Below are 20,369 nucleotides of genomic sequence, written 5' to 3' on the forward strand. Positions count from 1 at the left end.
AGTGTGGTCCGTTCCGGGCGGTCGGCTCCGCGCCGTCGGCCCGTGCGATCGACTTTGTATGGTCGTACAAACGCGTCGTACTCCCGGATACGGGGAACTCTACGAACGAGCCGACCGTCAGCAACGATACCGGCACACCGCACCGCCCCCACGGGACGGGGGCGGGGCCGGGCGGTAGCGTCAGGGGCAGAGCCGTCCCCGACGGACGGACACGACGACACAAGACCCGCTGGGCGCGCGTTGCCCGGGGTCTGAGGGGAAGACGTTCACCACATGCCGGACCGACGCCGCCGCACGGCCATCCACCTCCTGCCGCGGGAACGCCAGTCCACGGACGACAACAACCCGTTCGCGCCGCCGCCCGAGGGCAGGCCGGACCAGCCCTGGCAGCCGCGCCGCCCCGACAACGGCGGGAGCGACGGCGGCGGCGGAACCGGCGACGGGCGCGGTGGGAACGGGCGCGGAGGCGACGATCACGGGTCCGGCGCCTCCGGTCAGGACCGTGACCGCCCTTCCTGGGGCAGCCAGTGGAGCCCCCGGCAGCCCGGCCGCTCCTCCGGCGGCTTCGGCGGCCGGCCGCAGGGCGACCAGCAGGGCGGGCCCGGCGGTGGCCAGAGCGGCCCGCAGCCGCGCTGGGACCCGACCGACCCGGCCCAGCGGCGCGCGCGTTACGCGCTGCTCTCCGGAATGTGGGCCTTCTTCTTCGCGGTCTTCGACCTGCCGGAGATCGCCCTGCTCCTCGGCTCGCTCGCGCTCTACTGGGGCATCAGCTCCCTCCGCGCCAAGTCCCGCACCGCGCAGCAGGCCGCCGTCACCGGGACGACACCTCCCGGCGGCGGACCCGCCGGCGCCTCCCCCGGCCGCCCGCAGACGACGGCGGCGGTGAGCGGACTGGTCACGGCGGGGCTGGCGCTGATGATCGTGGCGACGACGTTCACGATCCAGCTCGTGTACCGCGACTTCTACACCTGCGTGGACGACGCCCTGACCAAGGACGGCCAGCTGTCCTGCAACGAGTTGCTCCCCGACCCGCTGCGCGACGTCTTCGGCGTCAAGGAGTAGCGGAAGGACCGGCAGGACCGGCAGGCGGCCGAGTGGCCGTCGGGGACGGCGCAGGAGCCGTCGGCGGGGGCGGCGCGGAAGCCGTCGGCGGGGGCGGTACAGGCGTGGTCGCCGGGGGCTGAGTGGCGGGCGGGGGCGCGGGGACGGGCGCTTCCTGCGCTTCTCGCGGCCCTGACGCTCCGGGCCCTTCTCGCGACGCGTACTGTTCCTGACCCTCCCACCGCTCTGGCGCTTCGGTCGCCGTCGGCGGCTCGGGCGGCCGCGGCGGCCATGGCGGCGGCATCCGCTCCGGGAGTTCGGTGCTCGCCATCAGGCCGCCCGACGCCTCCTTCAGCGCCGCCCAGCGCGCCTCGCGGGCGCCCGGCCCCTCCCACGCGGCGGGCAGGAAGCCGTACGACTCCGCGCCGGGATCCCCGCCGGGATCCGCGCCGGGATCCGCGCCGGGACTGTGGGGTACGCCGTCCGCCTCGTCCGTCCCGTACCCGTCGAACCCCTCGTACGGGGGGACGGGCGGCGGCACCGGCGGGGGCACGGGCAGCCGTACCGGAGGCTCCGGCACCGCGCGCGGCCTCCGCTCCCGTACCCGCCAGGCCCGCAGCGCCAGGGCGACCGGTACGGCCACGGCGGCCATCCACGCGAACGCCGCCCCGCCGGCGCGCCACCACACCGGACCGAACTCCGCGAGGGCGCCGCTCCCCAGCGGGCCGCCCGCGACCGCCGCCAGCGCCGCCGTGGCGAGGCCGCACAGGGCCGCCGCCAGCAGCACCGTGAACGTCGTCTCGCGTACGGTCCACGCCTCGTCGCGGCGGGCGAACGGCGGCGCCGCCACCCGGGCCGTGCGCCGCGCCGCCACCGCGCCGGCCACCACCGGGACGGCCAGGCACGACCAGGTGAGCCAGCCGCCACCGGCGCTCACCGGAACCGCCGCCAGCAGCGGGAACTCCGGCGTCGCGGGGGCGCCGCCGACCACCGCGAGCGGGGTGACCGTCGCCCCCGTCCCCAGCGCGAACCCCGGCCCGAGTCCGTACGCCGCTCCCCACACGGCCGCGTTCGGCAGCAGCGCCAGCGCCAGCAGGACGACCGCCACACGGCCGGACCAGTCCCCCGCCAGGACCAGGAAAGAGTCCCGCGCCGCGCCGCCGTGCCAGGCCAGGGACGCCGCGACCAGCACCGCACCGCCCGCGAGCAGCACCCCGAGGGCGGCGGCCGCCGCACGTGACGCGACCGCGACCCGCGTCCGGGCCAGCTCGACCCGCAACCGGCGCGGCACCCGGTCCGGCAGCGGACCGAACGGGCGGCCGTGCGCCGTCCACACCCCCGCCACCGCCGCGGCCGCCACCACGAGCGGCAGGCGCGACGCCGCGACGGACGGTTCGACGGACAGCGGTCCGCCCGTCGCGTAGCCGACAGCACCTGCCGCGACCAGCAGGTATCCGGCCGTGACGGCACACACGGCGCCGGCCGCCGAGGGACGGGGGCGGCCGTCACCGGGGTCGCGGGCGTCCCGGGCGGCACGGTGCGCGAGCCACACCGGCAGGGCGGCCAGCAGCAGGGGGACGACGCCGACTGGCGCGGGGGTGCCGGAGAGGGTGCCGGGCCGCACCAGCTCCACACCGTGCGCCAGCAGCCACAGGGCGGCGGCGACGTGCAGCGCGCCGGTCGGCCCGCTGTCGGGGTACGGGGAGCTGATCCATGCCACGGTCGCCAGGACGGCCAGTGAACCGAGACCGAGGCCCGCGGCGACGGCACCGCGTACGAAGGACGTGGCGACCGCGGCACGCCGCCCGCCGTAGAGGACGCCCGGCCCCTCGGCCGGCGCCGGTACGGCATCGAGGTCGGGGGCCGGGCCGCCGGGCGTCTCGGTCGCGCTGCCGCTCACGATGTCGGTCACGCGAACATGCTGCCAACGACACGCGCTGTATTCGCGTAACAGGCGAATGACCGCTGTGTCGCTCAATATACGGTTATGTACTTTTCCGTTGAGTGCAGCGCTTCTGGAGGGCTCCCATGACCCGGAGCACCACCACCCGCCCCGCGCCGCCCCTGCCCTCCCCCAAGGAGCGGCGCCGCCGACGGGAGGCACGTTCGCTGAGCGAGGACCAGGTCGCCGAGGCGCTGGGGGTCACCTGCGCGACGGTACGGGCCTGGGAGACGGGACGGACGTCACCGCGCGGACGGAAGCGCGAGGCGTACGCGAGACTGCTCGGCACCCTGGCCGACGCCGCCTCCGGTCCGTCCGGCAGCACGAGACCCACCCAGCCGTCCCGCACCACGCGCCCCTCCGGCCCACCCCCGCCGGACGGAGGGCGGCGCGAAGGCCGGCACCAGGGACAGGGACAGGGACAGGACCATGGCCAGGACCTGGACCACGAACAGGCCCGGGGTCCGTCGGAGCCGGTGAGCGGTCCCGAACCCGTACCGGTCATCCCCGTCGTGTCGGCCGCACAGCTCGACCGCCGCACGGCGGCGGCCAACGCCGCGTCCGCCGCGGGGGCAGGGAGACGACCCCGGGCCTCCGCCCCGGCCGACGGCGCCCCCGACGGCGCCCCGGGTGACGCACCGGGCGACGCACCGGGCGACGCCATGTCCACCCGGCCCGCGTACCGCCGTATGCCGCGGCCTGTCGCGACGACCCCCGGCGAGGCGTTCGACGCGCTGTACGCCTACGCCGCGCCCGGCCTCGTACAGCAGGCATTCCTGCTCACCGGACGGCGGCGGCTGTCGCGGGAGGCCGTCGAGCAGGCATTCCACCGCGCCTGGGAGCGCTGGCCGGAGGTCGCCGTCGACCGCGATCCCGCCGGATGGGTCCGTGCCGCGACGCACGACCACGCGCTGTCGCCCTGGCACCGGCTGCGCCGCGCGCACCGACAGCCCGACGTCCCCGTGGGCGGACGCGGCGACCAGGCGCTGCGGGCCGCACTGCTGGACCTGCCACCCTCGTACCGCCGCACGCTCCTGCTGTACGACGGGCTCGGCCTGGACCTGCCGGACACGGCCGCCGAGACGGAGGCGAGCACCCCGGCCGCCGCCAACCGGCTCCTGCACGCGCGCGAGGCGCTCGCCGAACGGTTCCCCGAGCTCGGCGACCCCGCCGCGCTGCACCGGCGGCTAGCCGAACTGCTCACGACCGGGCCGACCATGGTCCTGTCGACGGCCCGTACCGTACGCGTCGGCAGCGAGCGCCGCGCCCGGCTCTGGACCAGGAGCACCCTCGGGCTCAGCACGCTCATCGTCGGGGCGACCGCCGTCACGCTGGCCACCGCCCCCACCCGCTACGAGCCACCGCTGGCCCCCGGCCGCGCGGTCGGCGGGGTGCCCATGCTGAGCGGCCCGCAGCGGCTGACCCAGCTGAACGAGGAGCTCCGCGACCGGCTGAGCGACCAGCCGGTGAAGGGGCCGCCACGCCTCGTACCGGACGTCCGCTGAGCCGACGGGAAGCAGGACGCGGGAGCGAGACGCGAGGACGAGCACGGAGCAAGACGCGGAGCGAGACGTGAGGCGAGACGCGGAGGGGCCCGCCCCGGGATGTTCCCCGGAGCGGGCCCCTCCGCAGTGCCTGACGGCGACGGCGGTGTCAGCCGGCCAGGATGGCGCGCGCCAGCTTGGCCGTCTCGGTCGGCGTCTTGCCGACCTTGACGCCCGCGGCCTCGAGGGCCTCCTTCTTCGCCTGCGCGGTGCCGGACGAACCGGACACGATCGCACCGGCGTGGCCCATCGTCTTGCCCTCGGGGGCGGTGAAGCCCGCGACGTAGCCGACGACCGGCTTGGTGACGTTGGCCTTGATGAAGTCGGCCGCACGCTCCTCGGCGTCGCCGCCGATCTCGCCGATCATGACGATCAGCTCGGTCTCCGGGTCGGCCTCGAAGGCCTCCAGGGCGTCGATGTGCGTGGTGCCGATGACCGGGTCGCCACCGATGCCGACGGCGGAGGTGAAGCCGATGTCACGGAGCTCGTACATCATCTGGTAGGTCAGCGTGCCGGACTTCGACACGAGACCGATCTTGCCGGGCTTGGTGATGTCGCCCGGGATGATGCCGGCGTTGGACTGGCCCGGCGTGATCAGGCCGGGGCAGTTCGGGCCGATGATGCGGGTCTTGTTGCCCTTGGACTTCGCGTACGCCCAGAAGGCGGCGGAGTCGTGGACCGCGATGCCCTCGGTGATGACGACGGCCAGCGGGATCTCGGCGTCGATCGCCTCGACGACGGCGGCCTTCGCGAAGGCCGGCGGCACGAAGAGGACGGACACGTCGGCGCCGGTCTTCTCCATCGCCTCGGCGACCGAGCCGAAGACGGGAACCTCGGTGCCGTCGAAGTCGACGGTCGTACCGGCCTTGCGCGGGTTCACACCACCGACGATGTTGGTGCCGTCACCGAGCATGAGCTTGGTGTGCTTCATGCCGGTGGCGCCGGTCATGCCCTGGACGATGACCTTGCTGTCCTTGGTGAGGAAGATAGCCATGGCTTTGGTGAACCTCGTCCCTTACTTCGCAGCCGCGAGCTCGGCGGCCTTGTCGGCCGCGCCGTCCATGGTGTCCACGCGCTGCACGAGCGGGTGGTTGGCGTCCGACAGGATCTTGCGACCCAGCTCCGCGTTGTTGCCGTCGAGGCGCACGACCAGGGGCTTGGTGACATCCTCGCCCTTGGACTTGAGCAGCTCAAGCGCCTGGACGATGCCGTTGGCGACCTCGTCGCAGGCGGTGATGCCACCGAAGACGTTGACGAAGACGGACTTGACGTCCGGGTCGCCGAGGATGATCTCCAGGCCGTTCGCCATGACCTCGGCGGAGGCGCCGCCACCGATGTCGAGGAAGTTGGCGGGCTTCACGCCGCCGTGCGCCTCACCGGCGTAGGCGACGACGTCGAGGGTCGACATGACCAGACCCGCGCCGTTGCCGATGATGCCGACCTCGCCGTCGAGCTTGACGTAGTTGAGGTTCTTGGCCTTGGCGGCAGCCTCGAGCGGGTTGGCTGCCGCCTTGTCCTCGAGCGCCTCGTGCTCCGGCTGGCGGAAGTCGGCGTTGGCGTCCAGGGACACCTTGCCGTCGAGGGCCAGGATGTCACCGGAGGCGACCTTGGCCAGCGGGTTGACCTCGACGAGGAGCGCATCCTCGGCGATGAAGGTCTGCCACAGGGTCACCAGGACCTCGGCGACCTTCTCCGCGACCTCGGCCGGGAACTTCGCCTGCGCGACGATCTCGCGGGCCTTCTCGATGGTGACGCCCTCGTTGGCGTTGACCGGGACCTTCGCGAGGGCCTCGGGCTTGGTGGCCGCGACCTCCTCGATGTCCATGCCGCCCTCGACGGAGGCCATCGCCAGGAAGGTGCGGTTGGTGCGGTCGAGGAGGTACGAGACGTAGTACTCCTCGAGGATCTCCGGCGCCGTCTCGGCGATCATGACCTTGTGGACCGTGTGGCCCTTGATGTCCATGCCGAGGATGTCCGTCGCGCGAGCGACGGCCTCGTCCGGAGTGGCGGCCAGCTTCACGCCACCGGCCTTGCCGCGGCCGCCGACCTTCACCTGCGCCTTGACGACCGACTTGCCGCCCAGCCGCTCGGTGGCCTCGCGCGCCGCCTCAGGCGTGTCGATGACTTCACCGGCCAGCACCGGTACACCGTGCTTGGCGAAGAGGTCCCTCGCCTGGTACTCGAACAGGTCCACGCGCGTCCGTCCCTTTTCCGATGATCGCGGTTCCGTTGTCTGCGTGGGCGTGCCGCGCGCCCGGCAGGCGGGCGGAGGGCAACGTGACTGCGCTGTCACAGGGGAGGCGTACACGGTGTCCGTGGACGCGGCATGTCCGTCTCGCAGGTTATCCCTGAGGGCCGTAGGTCCCTAAATCGCAGATCACACCGGCGCGGTGATACCTGTCACAGACACGCGCCTCAAACGGGCGGTCCCACCGGCTGTGAGACCGCCCGTCACTACGGATTTCGTACCGGATCAGGCACCGTAGGGGAGGTAGTCCGGGGTGATCGCCGTGACCGTGTCCTGGGCGCCCGCGACGGCGTTGCCGGTGAGCGGGTCGGCGTCGGACATCATCGTGGTCGTCACACCCTGCGCGAACGGCTGGGTGTGCGAGGCCACGCCGCCCGCGAGGGTCGTGGTGGACCCGGCGACGCCCTGGGCGACCGGCTGCACCTGGTCGGTGATCGGCTGCACCTGGTCGGTGACGGCCGTCACCAGAGAATGCGCCGAGCCGACGACACCCTCGGCCAGCGGCTGCACCGAACCGACGACACCCTGGCCGAACGGCTGGACCTCGGCGGCCACACCCGCCGCGAGCGGCTGCGCACCCGCCACGACACCGTTCGCCGTGCCGTCGGCGAAGACGACCGCGTCACCGGCGGTCTGCTCCGCGAACGGGAGCAGCGCGTCCAGGGCACGGGCCGCGTAGGGCGGCAGGAAGTCGGCGGCGACACCGTCGGCGATGGGGGACGCGGTCGCGAAGGCGTCGGCGGCGGTGGGGGCGGCAGGGGCGTCGGGAGCCTGCGGCTGCTCCAGCTCCGGCGCGAAGGCGGCGAGGGGGCCGAAGAGGTAGTCGATGCCGGCGTCGGGCCCGGTGACATCGGGCACGGTGACATCGGGCACGGAGGGGGCGGAGGGCGTGCCCGGCGCCTGGACGGCGGGCGCGTCGACGGCCGGGGTCTGCAGGCCCGGGGTCTGCAGGTCCGGAGTCTGCAGGTCCGGAGTCTGGACGGTGGGGGCCTGGACGGTCGGGGCCTGGACGTCATCGGTGCCGACCGTGGTGCCCTGAACGCGGACCTCGGCATCCGGCGTGTCCTGCGTGAGGTCGACGGACACGCCGACCACGACGTCGTCGGACGCGTCGACGGCCGTGTCCGGCGTCGACAGCGGGATGGAGACGGGCAGCTCGTCCGCGTTGGCGGCGGCGGTGCCCAGCGCCCACATACCGGTGGCCGTGGCGGCGACGGCTATGGAGCGGCGAATGTTCTTGTGCATGGGTGCGTCGATTCCTTCGAATTCCGAGCCGACCTGAAGAAGGGGCTCTTGGAGACGGCGGGCAGACCTGTCCCGCCCCCGCGCGGCAGGTCTTGAGCGGGGGAAGGGCTGCCCTAGCCGGGGAATTCGAGAACGTCGCCGGGCCGGTCGACGGTGGTCGCGGCGGTGGCCGGGAGTCCGGCGCCGTGTACCGGGCCGCGTGGCGCGGCCGTACGGTCCGCCACGGCGTGCTGGTCGCCCGCGCCGCGCGACGAGCCGCCGTCTCCCGCGAGGTGCCGTGCCGCGCCACCGCAGGGGTCGCCGGGCGCGGGCACGGGGCTGGGAGAGGCGGGCGCGAACGCCTTCACGTGAAGGCTGTCGGCGTCGGCATCGGACGTGGCCGGGTGCGCGTACGTGTACGGGGACGCGGTCCGTTCGGCGGCGGTGCCGGTACGCGGCGGGGCGGTGTCCGCCCGGTCCGTGCCGGTACGGATGGCCGCGCCGTCCGCGCCGTCCGCGTCGACGGTGCCGGACGTGGACGGCGCGGAGTGCCGCGGCTGGTCCGCTCCGGGTGCCGTGGGCGGCAGCGGCAGCACGGGCGCCGTCTCGGGTGGCGCGTCCGGGACCGGCAGCGCCGCCGTGACGTCGCGCACGGCGCTCGACGCATCCCGCGCGGTCGACAGGACGGGCTCGACCGCCGCCCGTACCGTGCCGGAAGCCGTCGCGGGCGGTGCCGTCACAGCCTCGACGCCGTCGGCGACCTCCGTGGCCGCGCCGATGGTTGCGGCGCTCGCGGTGGCGGTTCCGGCGGTGGCGGTTCCGGCGGTTTCGGTGGCGGTTCCGGCGGTCGCGGTGGCGGTTCCGGCGGTTTCGGTGGCGTCTTCGGCGGCCTGGCGGGTGGTTTCACGCATGGGTGCGGCGACCGCCTCGGAGCGCTGGCGCGACTCCGCCGCGCCCTCCGCCGCGTGGGCGCTGCCGCCGCAGAGGAGTCCGAGCCCGAACAGCCCGCCGAGGAACAGCAGGACAGCCGTCGCCCGCCCGGTCGCCGTACGGCGCGCGAGGCGCGTAACGGCGGCGGGCGCAACGGCTGCGGCTGCTGCGGCGACGGTCACGGTGTGCGGATTCCTCCCCGGCGCGGACGATCGGAATCCGCGTACGACGGCCGATGCTTGCACGAGCCTCGGGGGTGCACGCAAGTCCCGTGTTACCGATGGGTCACCATGTCCGGAATGGGTGCTACCGGCCTCCTCACCGGATAAAGCGTCACATCTGCTCCGCCGGGACGGGGAGCGGCCGTTTCTCGATCGCCGCGGCCATCACCTCCGGGAAGAGGTCGGGAGTGCAGGCGAACGCGGGTGCGCCGAGGGCGGCGAGCGCGGCGGCGTGTTCCCGGTCGTAGGCGGGGGCCCCTTCGTCGGAGAGCGCCAGCAGGGCGACGAACTGCACACCCGACGCCTTCATCGCCGCCACGCGCTTGAGCATCTCGTCCCGTATGCCGCCCTCGTAGAGGTCGCTGATGAGGACGACGACGGTGTCGGCGGGGCGGGTGATCTGCGACTGGCAGTACGCCAGGGCACGGTTGATGTCGGTGCCGCCGCCGAGCCGGGTGCCGAACAGCACGTCGACGGGGTCGTCCAGTTGGTCGGTGAGGTCCACCACGGCGGTGTCGAAGACCACCAGGCGCGTGGAGATGGACCGCATGGACGCCAGGACGGCTCCGAACACCGAGGCGTACACCACCGACGCGGCCATCGATCCGGACTGGTCGATGCAGAGCACGACCTCCTTCTTCACGGACTGCGCGGCGCGCCCGTAGCCGATGAGCCGCTCGGGCACGACGGTGCGGTACTCGGGGAGGTAGTTCTTCAGGTTCGCCCGGATCGTGCGGTCCCAGTCGACGTCCCGGTGGCGCGGCCGGCTGATCCGGGCGCTGCGGTCGAGGGCGCCGGTGAGGGTGGCCCGCGTGCGGGTGGCGAGCCGCTTCTCCAGGTCGTCGACGACCTTGCGGACGACGGCTCGTGCCGTTTCCCTGGTGGTCTCCGGCATCGCCTTGTTCAGCGACAGGAGGGTGCCGACGAGGTGGACGTCGGCCTCGACGGCCTCCAGCACCTCGGGTTCCAGCAGGAGCGCCGACAGGCCGAGCCGGTCGATCGCGTCGCGCTGCATGACCTGGACGACGGAGCTGGGGAAGTACGTACGGATGTCGCCGAGCCAGCGGGCGACGGACGGCGCCGACCCTCCTAGTCCGGCCGAGCGGCCGCCGCCGCCCTGCCGCCGGCCGCCGCTGCCGCCCGCACCCGGGCCCTGTGGGCCGTCGTCCCCGTACAGCGCGGCGAGGGTGCCGTCCATCGCCGCGTCGGTGCCGGTGAGCGGGTGTCCGGTGCCGTCGGCGGCGCCTCCGCCGAGCACCATGCGCCAGCGCCGCAGTCGCTCGTCCGTACTCATCGGCCCACCTCCACCAGGTCGTTGTCGTCGGTCGTTCCGGCGCCGAGCAGCAGCCTCACCAGGGGCACGACGGCGTCCGCGCGGGCCGTGTCCAGCCCTGCGCCGAAGCCGGGCGTGCCAGCGTCGGGCGCCGCCGTGCCCGCGCTGCCCGGGCCTCGCCTGACAAGCTCGCCCAGCGTCCGGCGGACGCCCGGTTCGTACGCCGAGAAGGTGCGGCGAAGGAGCGGCAGGACATCGGTGAACGCCTCGGCGGACACCCCGGACAGCCAGGCGTCGACCAGGCCGAGGAGCCGCTCGTCGTGGACCAGGAGCAGTCCGCCGGCGGGGTCGCGGGCGCCCCCGGGAGCGCCGCCGACGAACCCCTCGATCCAGGCGGCGGCGTCGGCGGGTACCGTGCCGGGCGACAGGGCGAGGCCCATGAGCCGGGCGGCGTCGTCCGTGGCGAGCCGCCCGTCGTCCAGGAGGAGCCGGGCGGACCGCCCGCGCAGGACGCCGGGTATGCCGTCCCGCGCGGTGAGCCGGTCGAGCACGGCGCCCCAGCGTCCGGTGAGTTCCTCGTGGTCGGGTAGGAGCCGCAGCGCGGTGTGGACGCCGTCGAGGTGGCGGCGCATCGCGGCGGCACCGTCCGCGTCGAGTCCGGCGCAGGCGGGCGGCAGGCCGACGAAGACGCGCAGCGCCAGCCCGGTGGCGACGTCGGCGAGGGCGGCTGTGTCGGTGGCGCGCACGTCGCCGTAGCGCAGGGAGCGGGCGAGGGCCGGCAGGGCTTCGGCGAGGTGGCCGACGTCCGCGTCCAGGGCGGCACGGTCGGCGAGGGCCTTCATCACGACGGGCAGCGCCTCGGGCAGGTCGGCCAGCAGGCACCGTTCGGCGAGTGCGGTGATGTCGGACAGGGTGGCGGCGGCGGCGGCGAGATCCTGGGCGCGGGCGGTGGCGGCGGTGAGGACCGTGGTGCCCCAGGCGCCGGCTTCGGCGATCCCGACGTGCAACTCCGGCTCCCAGCGCAGCCGCCAGCTCTCGCGGAACGTGCCGGTGCTGCCGCCGCGCGCCGTGACGGGCTCGCCCCAGTCGACGCCCAGCAGGCGCAGCCGGTGGAGGAGTCTGCTGCGGGCGGCGTCGGTGTCCTTGCGCAGGTCGAGGTCGAGTTCGCGGGTGTGGGCCTCGGGTTTGAGGCGCAGGGTGCGCTGGGTGCGGTCCAGGTCGCGCTGGAGCGGTACGGCCGGGGCGTCAGGCGGCACCTCGCCGATGACGTCGCCGATGACGAGCCGGTCGTGGATGAGCGCGAGCGGCACGTCGGAGCCGTCGCACATCACGGCCCGTACGGCGTCGGTCGTCTCGCCCAGCCCGGGGAGCGGGCGGCCGCGCATCGCGGCGAGCGTCCCGGCGAGCCGTACGGCCTCGATGACATGGGCGGAGGAGACCATCCGGTCCTCGTCGCGGAGGAGCCCCGCGACCTTGGTCATCCAGCGTTCGACGGGCCGGTCGGGGGCGGTGAACAGGTGTCCGTACCAGCCGGGTGAGGTGATGCCGGCGCCGTAGCCGCTGCGCCGTGCCAGTCTGCGGTGCGTCCATGGCACCCAGGTCGTCTCCGCCTTGACCTTGGGCAGGCCCTTGAGGAGGGCACGGTCGGCGGCGACGGTCGGGGTGGCGCGCAGGGCGGGCACGTGCCAGGCGCCGCAGACGACGGCCACCGCGTCGCCGTGCTCCTTCCTGGCCGCGCGGAGCTGGAGGCGCATATAAGCCTCGCGGATCAGGTCACGGTCGTGACCGCCGTGGCCGTACGCCTCGCGGAGGGCGGTCATGGCCTCGGCGAGCGCGGTGAACGGCGCGACGGGGTCGGTTCCCCCGCCCCCGGACGCACCGGCGGAGGAACCGGCCGAGGGGTCGGTGGCGGAAGAGGCCGAGGCGTCGGTGGTGGAACCGGTGGAGGTGTCGGTGGTGGAACCGGCGCAGGTGTGGGGGGCGGGACCGGCGGAGGCGGGTGCGCCGTCAGCGTGGGCGTCGGCGTCGTGACGGTCGGTGGCATCGGCGCCGGCGTCGGAACGGTCGGTGGCGTCAGCGTCGTGACGGTCGGTGGCGCCGGGGGCGGCGTCGGAACGGTCGGTGGCGCCGGCGTCGTGACGGTCGGTGGCGCCGAGGGCGGCGTCGGAACGGTCGGTGGCGTCTGCGGAGGAGCGCCCGGGGGCGGAGGCGCGGCCGGCGGCGCGGTGTTCGACCACGTCCTCCCACCAGCGCTCCGGGTCGTCGTAGCCCGCGGTCTGGGCGAGGACCGCGAGGGGGTCGAGGCGCAGTCCGTGCTCCGTGCCCGCGCCCGTGTCCCCGGTGATCCCGTCCGCCTCGCCCTCGTCCTCGTCGCCCCAGGTGGGGTCGGCGGCCATGGCGAGGGAGTGGGCGGCGGGCAGGTCGATGAAGCGCACGGCCGCGCCGTGGTCGAGCGCCCAGCGGATCGCGACCCACTCCGGCGAGAACTCGGCCAGCGGCCAGAACGCGGCCCTGCCGGGGTCGCCCGTGGCGTGGGCGAGCAGCGCGACCGGGGGCCGCATGCCCTCGTCGGCGGCGAGCGGCAGCAGCGCGTCGCCCTCGGGCGGGCCCTCGACGAGGACGGCACGTGGCCGTGTCGCGTCGAGTGCGGCACGCACCGCGCGTGCGGAGCCCGGCCCGTGGTGCCGTACGCCCAGGAGCAGCGGTCCCGTCATACCGTCACCTCGCGGCAGGCGCGGTAGAAGTCCTTCCAGCCGTCCCGCTCCCGGACGACGGTCTCCAGGTACTCCTGCCAGACGACCCGGTCGGCGGCCGGGTCGCGGACGACCGCGCCCAGGATGCCGGCGGCGACGTCGCCGGGGCGAAGGACCCCGTCGCCGAAGTGCGCGGCGAGAGCGAGGCCGTTGGTGACCACCGAGATGGCCTCGGCCGTGGAGAGTGTGCCGGAGGGCGACTTGAGCTTGGTGCGGCCGTCGGTGGTGACGCCGTCGCGCAGCTCGCGGAAGACGGTGACGACACGGCGGATCTCGTCCATGCCCTCGGGGACGGCCGGCAGGTCGAGGGAGCGGCCGGTCTGCTCGACGCGCCGGGAGACGATGTCGACCTCGGCCTCGGGTGTCGCGGGCAGCGGCAGCACGACGGTGTTGAAGCGCCGGCGCAGGGCGCTGGACAGGTCGTTGACGCCCCGGTCGCGGTCGTTGGCGGTGGCGATCAGGTTGAAGCCCCGTACGGCCTGGACCTCCTGGCCGAGTTCCGGGATGGGCAGGGTCTTCTCCGACAGGATCGTGATCAGGGTGTCCTGCACGTCGGCGGGGATACGGGTCAGCTCTTCGACGCGGGCGGTCATGCCGTCGGCCATGGCGCGCATGACGGGGCTGGGCACCAGGGCGTCCCGGCTGGGGCCGTCTGCCAGGAGCCGGGCGTAGTTCCAGCCGTACCGGATCGCTTCCTCGGGTGTGCCCGCGGTGCCCTGTACGAGCAGCGTGGAGTCGCCGCTGACGGCGGCGGCGAGGTGCTCGGACACCCAGGTCTTGGCGGTGCCGGGAACGCCGAGGAGCAGCAGGGCGCGGTCGGTGGCGAGCGTGGTGACGGCGACCTCGACGATGCGGCGCGGTCCCACGTACTTCGGTGTGATCACGGTGCCGTCGGGCAGGGTGCCGCCGAGCAGGTAGGTGGCGACGGCCCACGGCGACAGCCGCCAGCGCTCGGGGCGGGGCCGGTCGTCGGCCGCGGCGAGTGCCCTCAGCTCGTCGGCGAAGGCGTCCTCGGCATGCGGTCGCAGCGCTTCGGCGGGCCGGGTCGCGGTGGTTTCGGGCACGGTCATGGATCCCCCTCCAGATCGATCGACTCGTTCGACCGGGTGTGGGATCAACCGTGCACCACGCCACTGACAATCGGTCGTCTCCGCAGGTCAGATGGCAGAAACGGCCGATTGTCGGGGCGGGTTGGCGGTGGGTCAGCCGGCCAGCGGGGAGACCGCGACGCAGCCGCCGGCCGCGGCGACGCCCTGGCCGGACGCCTCCTTGATCACCTTGCCCTCGTGCGTGATCTTGCAGGTGACGTCGGCACCGCCGGCGTCGAGGGCGATGGGCGTGACGGCGGGCGCCTCGATACCGCGCAGCGTGACGGTCTTCGTCCACGGCAGTGTCGGCTTCTCGACCGTTTCGAGCTTCGGGTTCATGGCGTCGCCCTGGCCGCCGTTGTAGGTGATCGAGTCCACGCTCTTCCCGGTCACCTCGTACGTCACCTGGTACGTCTCGTTCATGGCCTTGTCGACCCCCTTGGCCGCCTCCTCGGTGACCGAGCAGGCGCCGAGGCCGAGGGCGAGACCTCCGGCGGCGAGTGCGGAGACGACGGATCGGGTCATGCGGTTCATGCGGGTTCCCCCCGGTGCTTCGGATGTGTCAGGCGCAGACAACCGCACGGGGTGGGGGAGGTCAACAGCGTTGTCCGGCTGCCGATCCGCAGGTCGGGGTGGATTGTCAGTGGTGGGTCGTACGGTCGTTCCCATGCTGCGATCTGATGGGGGAGCGCCCCGGATCTCCTCGAACCGAGGGGTGCGCTGGACGGCGGAGCAGGTGCTGGCACTGGCGCCTGACGACGCCTCACGCAGGGCGGGAGGCAAGCTGGGCACGGCGGGACCGTGGTCCGAGACGGGAAGCGGTGCCGGGGACGGCACCGTATGGGGCTTGTGCAAGGGCAGCGGCAGGACGCCCTACCGGACGGTGGTCGACACCACGGGACCCGCGTACCAGTGCAGTTGTCCCAGCCGGAAGTTCCCGTGCAAGCACGCGCTCGGCCTGCTGCTGCTCTGGGCCGCCGGTGCGGACGCCGTGCCGGAGGACGCCGGCGCGCCGCCGGAGTGGGCGGAGAAGTGGCTCGCGGGCCGGCGGAGCCGCGCGGAGAAGCGGAGAGAGGACGCGGCGGCCGGAGCGGGAGGCGGGTCCGCCGACCCGGAGGCCGCGCGCCGCAGGGCGGAGCGGCGTGCCGCGAGGATCACCTCGGGAGCCGCGGAGCTGGAGCAGCGCCTCGCGGATCTGCTGCGCGACGGCCTCGCCTCCGCCGGACAGGCGGGGTACGGATGGTGGGAGGAGACCGCGCGGCGCATGGTCGACGCGCAGGCGCCCGGGCTCGCGGGACGGGTCCGGGAGCTGGGCGCGATACCGGGGTCGGGTCCCGGCTGGCCGGTACGGCTGCTGGAGGAGAGCGCGCTGACCCATCTGCTCGGCACGGCGTGGCTGGGCGTCGAGCGGCTGCCGGAGCCACTGGCGGCGACGGTAAGGACCCGGGTGGGGCTGCCCTCGTCGGCCGCCGGTCCGGCGATACGGGATCAGTGGCTCGTCCTCGCGCAGTACGACACGTCCGACGGCAAGCTGACCACGCGCCGCGTCTGGCTGTACGGGCGGGCGAGTGGCCGCACGGCCCTGCTGCTGTCCTTCGGGGCCGGCGGCCGCGCGCCCGAACTGGCCCTCCCCGTGGGCGCCGCCATCGACGCGGAGGTCACCCCGCACCCGGGTGGGGGCCGGTTGCGGGCCGAGCTCGGGGACCGGTTCTCGCAGCCGGTGCCGATCGACGCGCCGCCACCCGGCGGGACGGTCGGGGACGCGCTCACGGCGTACGGACTGGCGCTCCGCGACGACCCCTGGCTGGACTCCTGGCCGGTGACACTGACCGGCGTCGTCCCCGTGCCCGCGCAGACCGGCTGGCAGCTGGCGGACGCGGACGGCGACGCGGCGCTGCCGGTCACGCACACCGCGCTGAACCGACCGGGCCTGTGGCGGCTGGCCTCGGTGTCCGGCGGCGCCCCCGTCACCGTCTTCGGCGAGTGCGGGCACCGCGGGTTCACCCCGCTCGCCGTGTGGTCACCGGACACGTCCGAGACGGTCCCGCTGACCTGACGGTCCCCGACCCGACGGTCCCGCCGACCCGACGGTTCCTTACCCGACGGTCCGACCCGACGGTCCCGCCGACCCGACGGTTCCTTACCCGACGGTCCAGACCCGAACGTACGGAGGCCCCGATGACCACCACGGCATGGGAAGAACTCGTCACCTCGGCGCTGCTCGGCACCGACCGGCGCCCCCCGGCACGACACGTGACGGCTCTGACCCCGCTCGGCACAGCCGACACCCGGGACACGCCGACCATCCCGCACTCCCAGGGCCCGCTCCGCACCCGCGCGACCGCCGCCACGCCCGGAACCTCCGGCGACCCGGGCGGCGCCGCAGTGCCGGTCGGCCCGACCGCACCTGACGCTCCGGGCGGCCTGGACAGCCTTGACGCTCCGGGCGACCAGAGCGGCCCGGGTGGCGTGAGCGACCCCGGCGACCCGCGCAAACCGGGCGGCCTGGGCGCTCCGGGCGACCCGGGCGACCCGGGCAAGGACGCTCCCGTCGCGCTGCTCGACGCGGCCGCGCTGCACACCGTGCGGCGCCGTGCGGGCCTGCTGCCCGCGCGGGCCGCCACCCGGCCCGAGCCCGCGCCGCACGACCCCAGGCCGCCGCTCCCGGAGCCGGCCGCGCGGCGGCTCACCCAGCTGCTCGCCGGCCGTTCGGGTCCGGCACAGGGCGGCGGCAGGCGCGGTGCGGCACCCGACCTCACGGAGCTGCTGCCGCAGTGGCTGGCCGCGGCCAACGAGCACGGCTACCGGGCCCCGGCGGCGGCCGTGCCCGCGCTGCTGGACGCCGCTCGGGCCCGCACCGACCTGCGGCCGCAGGCGCTGGCCTTCGCCGGGCCGCGCGCCCTGTGGCTGGCCGGGCTCAACCCGGAGTGGCGGTTCGCCCTGCGCGGGGCGCCCGGCGGTACGGCGCTGCCCTCGCCCGACGACCCGGCGGCGGTGCGGCGTCTGTGGGAGGAGGGCCTGTTCGCGGAGCGGGTCGCGCTGCTCGGCGCCGTACGCGCGCACGATCCGGGCGCCGCGCGGGAGCTGCTGGCGTCGACCTGGTCCACCGAGCGGGCCGAGGACCGGCTGATGTTCCTGGACTCGCTGCGGGCCGGGCTCTCCGACCACGACGAGCCCTTCCTGGAACAGGCCCTGTCCGACCGCAGCCGTAACGTCCGCTCGACCGCCGCAGAGCTCCTCTCCGCACTCCCCCGGTCGGCGTTCGCGGGCCGTATGGCGGACCGGGCGGCGTCTTGCGTGAGCCTGGACCGTACGGGGGACGGCCCCGCCGTCGTCGTGGAGGCGCCGCACGAGTGCGACACCGGCATGCAGCGCGACGGAGTCGTGCCGCAGCCGCCGTCGGGTCGCGGCGAACGGTCCTGGTGGCTCGCCCAGCTCGTGGAGTCGGCCCCGCTCTCCCTGTGGCCTGAGCGCCTCGGCGGACGCGGCCCGGCGGAGATCGTCGCGCTGCAGGTCGCCGACGACTGGCAGGGCGAGCTGCACGCCGCCTGGTGCCGGGCCTCGGTGCGTCAGCGGGACGCCGCGTGGTCCCGCGCCCTGCTCGGCCCCGCCGCGGCGCCCCCGGCGAGCGGCCCCGGCACGTCGTCACCGGCCGAGCGGTCACAGCTGCTGTCGGTGCTGCCCGCCGACGAGCGCGCCGACTGGGTGGCCGCGTTCATCGCCGCGCACGGACTGTCGGAGGCGTTCCAGCTGCTGGGAGTCTGCGCGGTGCCCTGGGCCGGCCCGCTCGGACGCGCGGTGGTCGACGCGCTCGACATCGCCCGCGACGCGGGCAGCTATCCGTGGAGTTTCAGCGGGGTGATGGGGCTGGCGGAGCGGTGCCTGGATCCCGGCGAGGCGGACCGGCTGGAGGTCCTCACGGCGGTGACCGACGAGCCCGAAGGCGCGTCGCCGGGAGCGGGAGGGTACTGGTCGGAGGCGTTCCGGCGACTTGTCGCCACGCTCCGTCTCCGCGCGGCGATACGCCAGGAGCTGGCGGGCGGGGCGGGCGGGGCGGGCGGGGCGGGCGGGGCGGCCGAGGATGCCTGACACGCCCGCCGCCGCTCGGCAGCCCGTGGCGTACGGGCGGCGGCGCCCGCCGGACGCGCGCGCCGGCACACGCGCGCGCCGGCAGCACGCGCGCGGGGACGCACCGGTGCGGGCGCGCCGGAGGCACGCGGGGCGCCCCCCGGTGCGTCGACGCTCCGGGGGTGGCCTGCGGGCAGCGGGCGTCAGGCGCCGGCGGCCTCGCGGACGTTCGCGTTGACCCAGTCCACGATGGACGCGGTCGTCGCGCCCGGCGTGAAGATCTCCGCGACGCCCTTCTCCTTCAGCGGCGCGATGTCCGCCTCGGGGATGATGCCGCCGCCGAAGACCTTGATGTCCTCCGCGTCGCGCTCCTTGAGCAGTTCCAGCACCTTCACGAAGAGCGTGTTGTGCGCGCCCGACAGGATCGACAGGCCGATCGCGTCCGCGTCCTCCTGGATCGCGGTGTCCACGATCTGCTCCGGTGTCTGGTGCAGCCCGGTGTAGATGACCTCCATGCCGGCGTCGCGCAGCGCTCGCGCGATCACCTTCGCGCCGCGATCGTGGCCGTCGAGACCCGGCTTGGCCACCACCACGCGGATCGGACCGGTCACACCCATCACTGCCTCCACATGCGTCCCCCGCGCCTGATGGCCGGGGAGGTGAACGAACGTTATCGCCAGCATCCCGCAACCGGCCGTTTCACGGTGGGCAGGGAGGGGGAAATCACACGTGGGACATGTTCACCAGAGGCGTCGTACCCGCATCAAGGGGCCCAATGGCCGCAGGCGGTACGACAGCGACAGGAGCCGCGAAGAGGTCGCCGTACCACCGTGCCGCCAGCCGCGCGGCACGGCGGTGCATCCCCACGCCACCCCTCCGACCGGCATCCATGAGGGCACACGGGGGACAGAGCTGCCCTCCGTGTGCCGTTCCATTCGGGAGGTCGGCCATGGAGATCCTGCGATGAAGGGCCCGGCGTCCCGGATCATCCCCTCGCGGATCAGCGCGTCCCGGATCATCCCCTCGCGGATCAGCCCGTCGGGGATCCTTGAGTCCCTGGTCGGGAGGTCGGGAGTCGCACGGGCGCTCCCCCTCCTCCCGCTGCTCTCCTTACCGTCGGTCGTGCTGCGGTCGATCGCGCTGCCGTCCATCGCGCTGCCATCGGTCGCGCTGCCGTCGCTCGGGCTGCCGTCGGCCGCCCTGCTCAAGGCCGGTGTCCTGGAGCTCGCGATCCTCACCGGCCACGTCTTCCTGTACCCCACGGGCCTGGTCCCCGAGCGCAGGACGGCGCCCGCGCCCGGCCCCACCGCACACCGCACCTCCACCCCCGCCCCCGCCCCCGCCGTGTCCGTCGGGCGTACCGAGCCGCCGGTCGTGCTGCTGCACGGGTTCATCGACAACCGTTCCGTCTTCGTCCTGCTGCGCCGATCACTCGCCCGCCAGGGCCGACGCCGCCTGGAGGCGCTCAACTACTCGCCCCTGACCTGCGACATACGCGCCGCCGCCGAGCTGCTGGGCCGCCGTGTCGAGGAGCTGTGCGCCCGCACGGGTCACGCGGAGGTCGACATCGTGGGCCACAGTCTGGGCGGGCTGATCGCCCGCTACTACGTACAGCGACTGGGCGGCGACCGGCGCGTGCGCGTCCTGGTCACGCTCGGCACACCGCATTCCGGTACGGCCGTGGCGCCGCCGGCCGGGATCCATCCGCTCGTACGGCAGATGCGGCCGGGGTCGTCGGTACTGCGCGAGCTGAGCGAACCGGCACCGGGATGCAGGACCCGCTTCGTGGGCTTCTGGAGCGAACTCGACCAGATCATGGTCCCGGTCGAGACGGCCCGCGTGTCGCATCCCGACCTGATCGCCAGGAACGTACGGGTGAGCGGGATCGGCCATCTCGCCCTCCCCGTCCATCCGGCGGTCGTCGCCGCGATCCGGGAGGCCCTCGAGTCCGGCGGGGAGGCCGAGGGAGCGGGCGGTTCCGCGTCGGTCGCCTGAGCAACTCCCGACTGAGCCCGGCCTGCGGGCGCCTCCACACCC

General features: G+C 74.6%; 15 protein-coding genes. 5 read left to right on the forward strand and 10 right to left on the reverse strand.

Annotation, left to right across the window (positions count from 1 at the left end):
- Positions 1–273: 273 nt before the first annotated feature.
- Positions 274–1,062 carry a hypothetical protein gene (locus tag ACGF5U_RS10030; protein WP_392712059.1) on the forward strand — a complete coding sequence of 263 codons (789 nt, stop codon included), beginning with the start codon at positions 274–276 and terminating at the stop codon, positions 1,060–1,062.
- On the opposite strand, the gene ACGF5U_RS10035 is transcribed toward ACGF5U_RS10030, so the two are convergent.
- A complete protein-coding gene (locus ACGF5U_RS10035; protein WP_392712057.1) occupies positions 1,052–2,953 on the reverse strand; it encodes a DUF6350 family protein in 1,902 nt (633 codons plus the stop codon). The genes ACGF5U_RS10030 and ACGF5U_RS10035 overlap by 11 nt on opposite strands.
- A 116-nt stretch (positions 2,954–3,069) precedes the next feature.
- Here ACGF5U_RS10035 and ACGF5U_RS10040 point away from each other — a divergent pair, with 116 nt between their 5' ends.
- Positions 3,070–4,488, forward strand: a complete 1,419-nt coding sequence (locus ACGF5U_RS10040; protein WP_392712055.1) for a sigma factor-like helix-turn-helix DNA-binding protein — start codon at positions 3,070–3,072, stop codon at positions 4,486–4,488.
- A gap of 148 nt (positions 4,489–4,636) precedes the next feature.
- Here ACGF5U_RS10040 and sucD read toward each other — a convergent pair whose 3' ends face one another.
- The 8 genes from sucD to ACGF5U_RS10080 all read right to left on the reverse strand — a co-directional run bounded on the left by sucD (position 4,637) and on the right by ACGF5U_RS10080 (position 14,798).
- Positions 4,637–5,521 (reverse strand): succinate--CoA ligase subunit alpha, encoded by an 885-nt coding sequence (gene sucD / locus ACGF5U_RS10045; protein ID WP_392712053.1) that lies wholly within the window; start codon positions 5,519–5,521, stop codon positions 4,637–4,639.
- A 21-nt stretch (positions 5,522–5,542) separates the two neighbouring features.
- Entirely contained in the window at positions 5,543–6,721 is a 1,179-nt protein-coding gene (gene sucC / locus ACGF5U_RS10050; protein WP_392712051.1) for an ADP-forming succinate--CoA ligase subunit beta, read from the reverse strand.
- A 279-nt stretch (positions 6,722–7,000) separates the two neighbouring features.
- Entirely contained in the window at positions 7,001–8,020 is a 1,020-nt protein-coding gene (locus ACGF5U_RS10055) for a hypothetical protein (protein WP_392712049.1), read from the reverse strand.
- A 113-nt stretch (positions 8,021–8,133) separates the two neighbouring features.
- Positions 8,134–9,111, reverse strand: coding sequence for a hypothetical protein (locus ACGF5U_RS10060; RefSeq protein WP_392712047.1), 978 nt, complete (start codon positions 9,109–9,111; stop codon positions 8,134–8,136).
- A 151-nt stretch (positions 9,112–9,262) separates the two neighbouring features.
- On the reverse strand, positions 9,263–10,444 hold the full coding sequence (locus ACGF5U_RS10065) for a VWA domain-containing protein (RefSeq protein ID WP_392712045.1): 1,182 nt from the start codon (positions 10,442–10,444) through the stop codon (positions 9,263–9,265).
- Positions 10,441–13,137, reverse strand: a complete 2,697-nt coding sequence (locus tag ACGF5U_RS10070; RefSeq protein WP_392712043.1) for a DUF5682 family protein — start codon at positions 13,135–13,137, stop codon at positions 10,441–10,443. Before ACGF5U_RS10070 ends, ACGF5U_RS10065 begins: the two co-directional genes overlap by 4 nt.
- Complete coding sequence (locus tag ACGF5U_RS10075; protein ID WP_392712041.1) at positions 13,134–14,246, reverse strand: AAA family ATPase; 1,113 nt, start codon at positions 14,244–14,246, stop codon at positions 13,134–13,136. Before ACGF5U_RS10075 ends, ACGF5U_RS10070 begins: the two co-directional genes overlap by 4 nt.
- A 132-nt stretch (positions 14,247–14,378) precedes the next feature.
- A complete protein-coding gene (locus tag ACGF5U_RS10080) occupies positions 14,379–14,798 on the reverse strand; it encodes an MmpS family transport accessory protein (protein WP_392712039.1) in 420 nt (139 codons plus the stop codon).
- A 133-nt stretch (positions 14,799–14,931) separates the two neighbouring features.
- Between ACGF5U_RS10080 and ACGF5U_RS10085 the strand changes: the two genes are divergently transcribed.
- Complete coding sequence (locus tag ACGF5U_RS10085) at positions 14,932–16,320, forward strand: SWIM zinc finger family protein (protein WP_392712037.1); 1,389 nt, start codon at positions 14,932–14,934, stop codon at positions 16,318–16,320.
- Positions 16,321–16,442: 122 nt separating this feature from the next.
- Entirely contained in the window at positions 16,443–18,353 is a 1,911-nt protein-coding gene (locus ACGF5U_RS10090) for a DUF5691 domain-containing protein (RefSeq protein ID WP_392712036.1), read from the forward strand.
- 182 nt (positions 18,354–18,535) lie between these two features.
- Here ACGF5U_RS10090 and ACGF5U_RS10095 read toward each other — a convergent pair whose 3' ends face one another.
- Complete coding sequence (locus ACGF5U_RS10095; RefSeq protein ID WP_392712034.1) at positions 18,536–18,949, reverse strand: cobalamin B12-binding domain-containing protein; 414 nt, start codon at positions 18,947–18,949, stop codon at positions 18,536–18,538.
- Positions 18,950–19,295: 346 nt separating this feature from the next.
- On the opposite strand from ACGF5U_RS10095, the gene ACGF5U_RS10100 reads away from it, so the two are divergent.
- Complete coding sequence (locus ACGF5U_RS10100; RefSeq protein ID WP_392712032.1) at positions 19,296–20,327, forward strand: esterase/lipase family protein; 1,032 nt, start codon at positions 19,296–19,298, stop codon at positions 20,325–20,327.
- Positions 20,328–20,369 lie beyond the last annotated feature (42 nt).

Source organism: Streptomyces sp. NPDC047886, assembly GCF_043204435.1.
GTDB lineage: Bacteria > Actinomycetota > Actinomycetes > Streptomycetales > Streptomycetaceae > Streptomyces.

Excerpts from the sequence above, each read along its gene's own strand:
- ACGF5U_RS10030 (WP_392712059.1), top strand. The coding sequence starts at position 274 with ATGCCGGACCGACGCCGCCGCACGGCCATCCACCTCCTGCCGCGGGAA.
- ACGF5U_RS10040 (WP_392712055.1), top strand. The coding sequence starts at position 3,070 with ATGACCCGGAGCACCACCACCCGCCCCGCGCCGCCCCTGCCCTCCCCC.
- sucD (WP_392712053.1), bottom strand. The coding sequence starts at position 5,521 with ATGGCTATCTTCCTCACCAAGGACAGCAAGGTCATCGTCCAGGGCATG.
- ACGF5U_RS10055 (WP_392712049.1), bottom strand. The coding sequence starts at position 8,020 with ATGCACAAGAACATTCGCCGCTCCATAGCCGTCGCCGCCACGGCCACC.
- ACGF5U_RS10065 (WP_392712045.1), bottom strand. The coding sequence starts at position 10,444 with ATGAGTACGGACGAGCGACTGCGGCGCTGGCGCATGGTGCTCGGCGGA.
- ACGF5U_RS10070 (WP_392712043.1), bottom strand. The coding sequence starts at position 13,137 with ATGACGGGACCGCTGCTCCTGGGCGTACGGCACCACGGGCCGGGCTCC.
- ACGF5U_RS10075 (WP_392712041.1), bottom strand. The coding sequence starts at position 14,246 with ATGACCGTGCCCGAAACCACCGCGACCCGGCCCGCCGAAGCGCTGCGA.
- ACGF5U_RS10080 (WP_392712039.1), bottom strand. The coding sequence starts at position 14,798 with ATGAACCGCATGACCCGATCCGTCGTCTCCGCACTCGCCGCCGGAGGT.
- ACGF5U_RS10085 (WP_392712037.1), top strand. The coding sequence starts at position 14,932 with ATGCTGCGATCTGATGGGGGAGCGCCCCGGATCTCCTCGAACCGAGGG.
- ACGF5U_RS10090 (WP_392712036.1), top strand. The coding sequence starts at position 16,443 with ATGACCACCACGGCATGGGAAGAACTCGTCACCTCGGCGCTGCTCGGC.
- ACGF5U_RS10095 (WP_392712034.1), bottom strand. The coding sequence starts at position 18,949 with ATGGGTGTGACCGGTCCGATCCGCGTGGTGGTGGCCAAGCCGGGTCTC.
- ACGF5U_RS10100 (WP_392712032.1), top strand. The coding sequence starts at position 19,296 with ATGAAGGGCCCGGCGTCCCGGATCATCCCCTCGCGGATCAGCGCGTCC.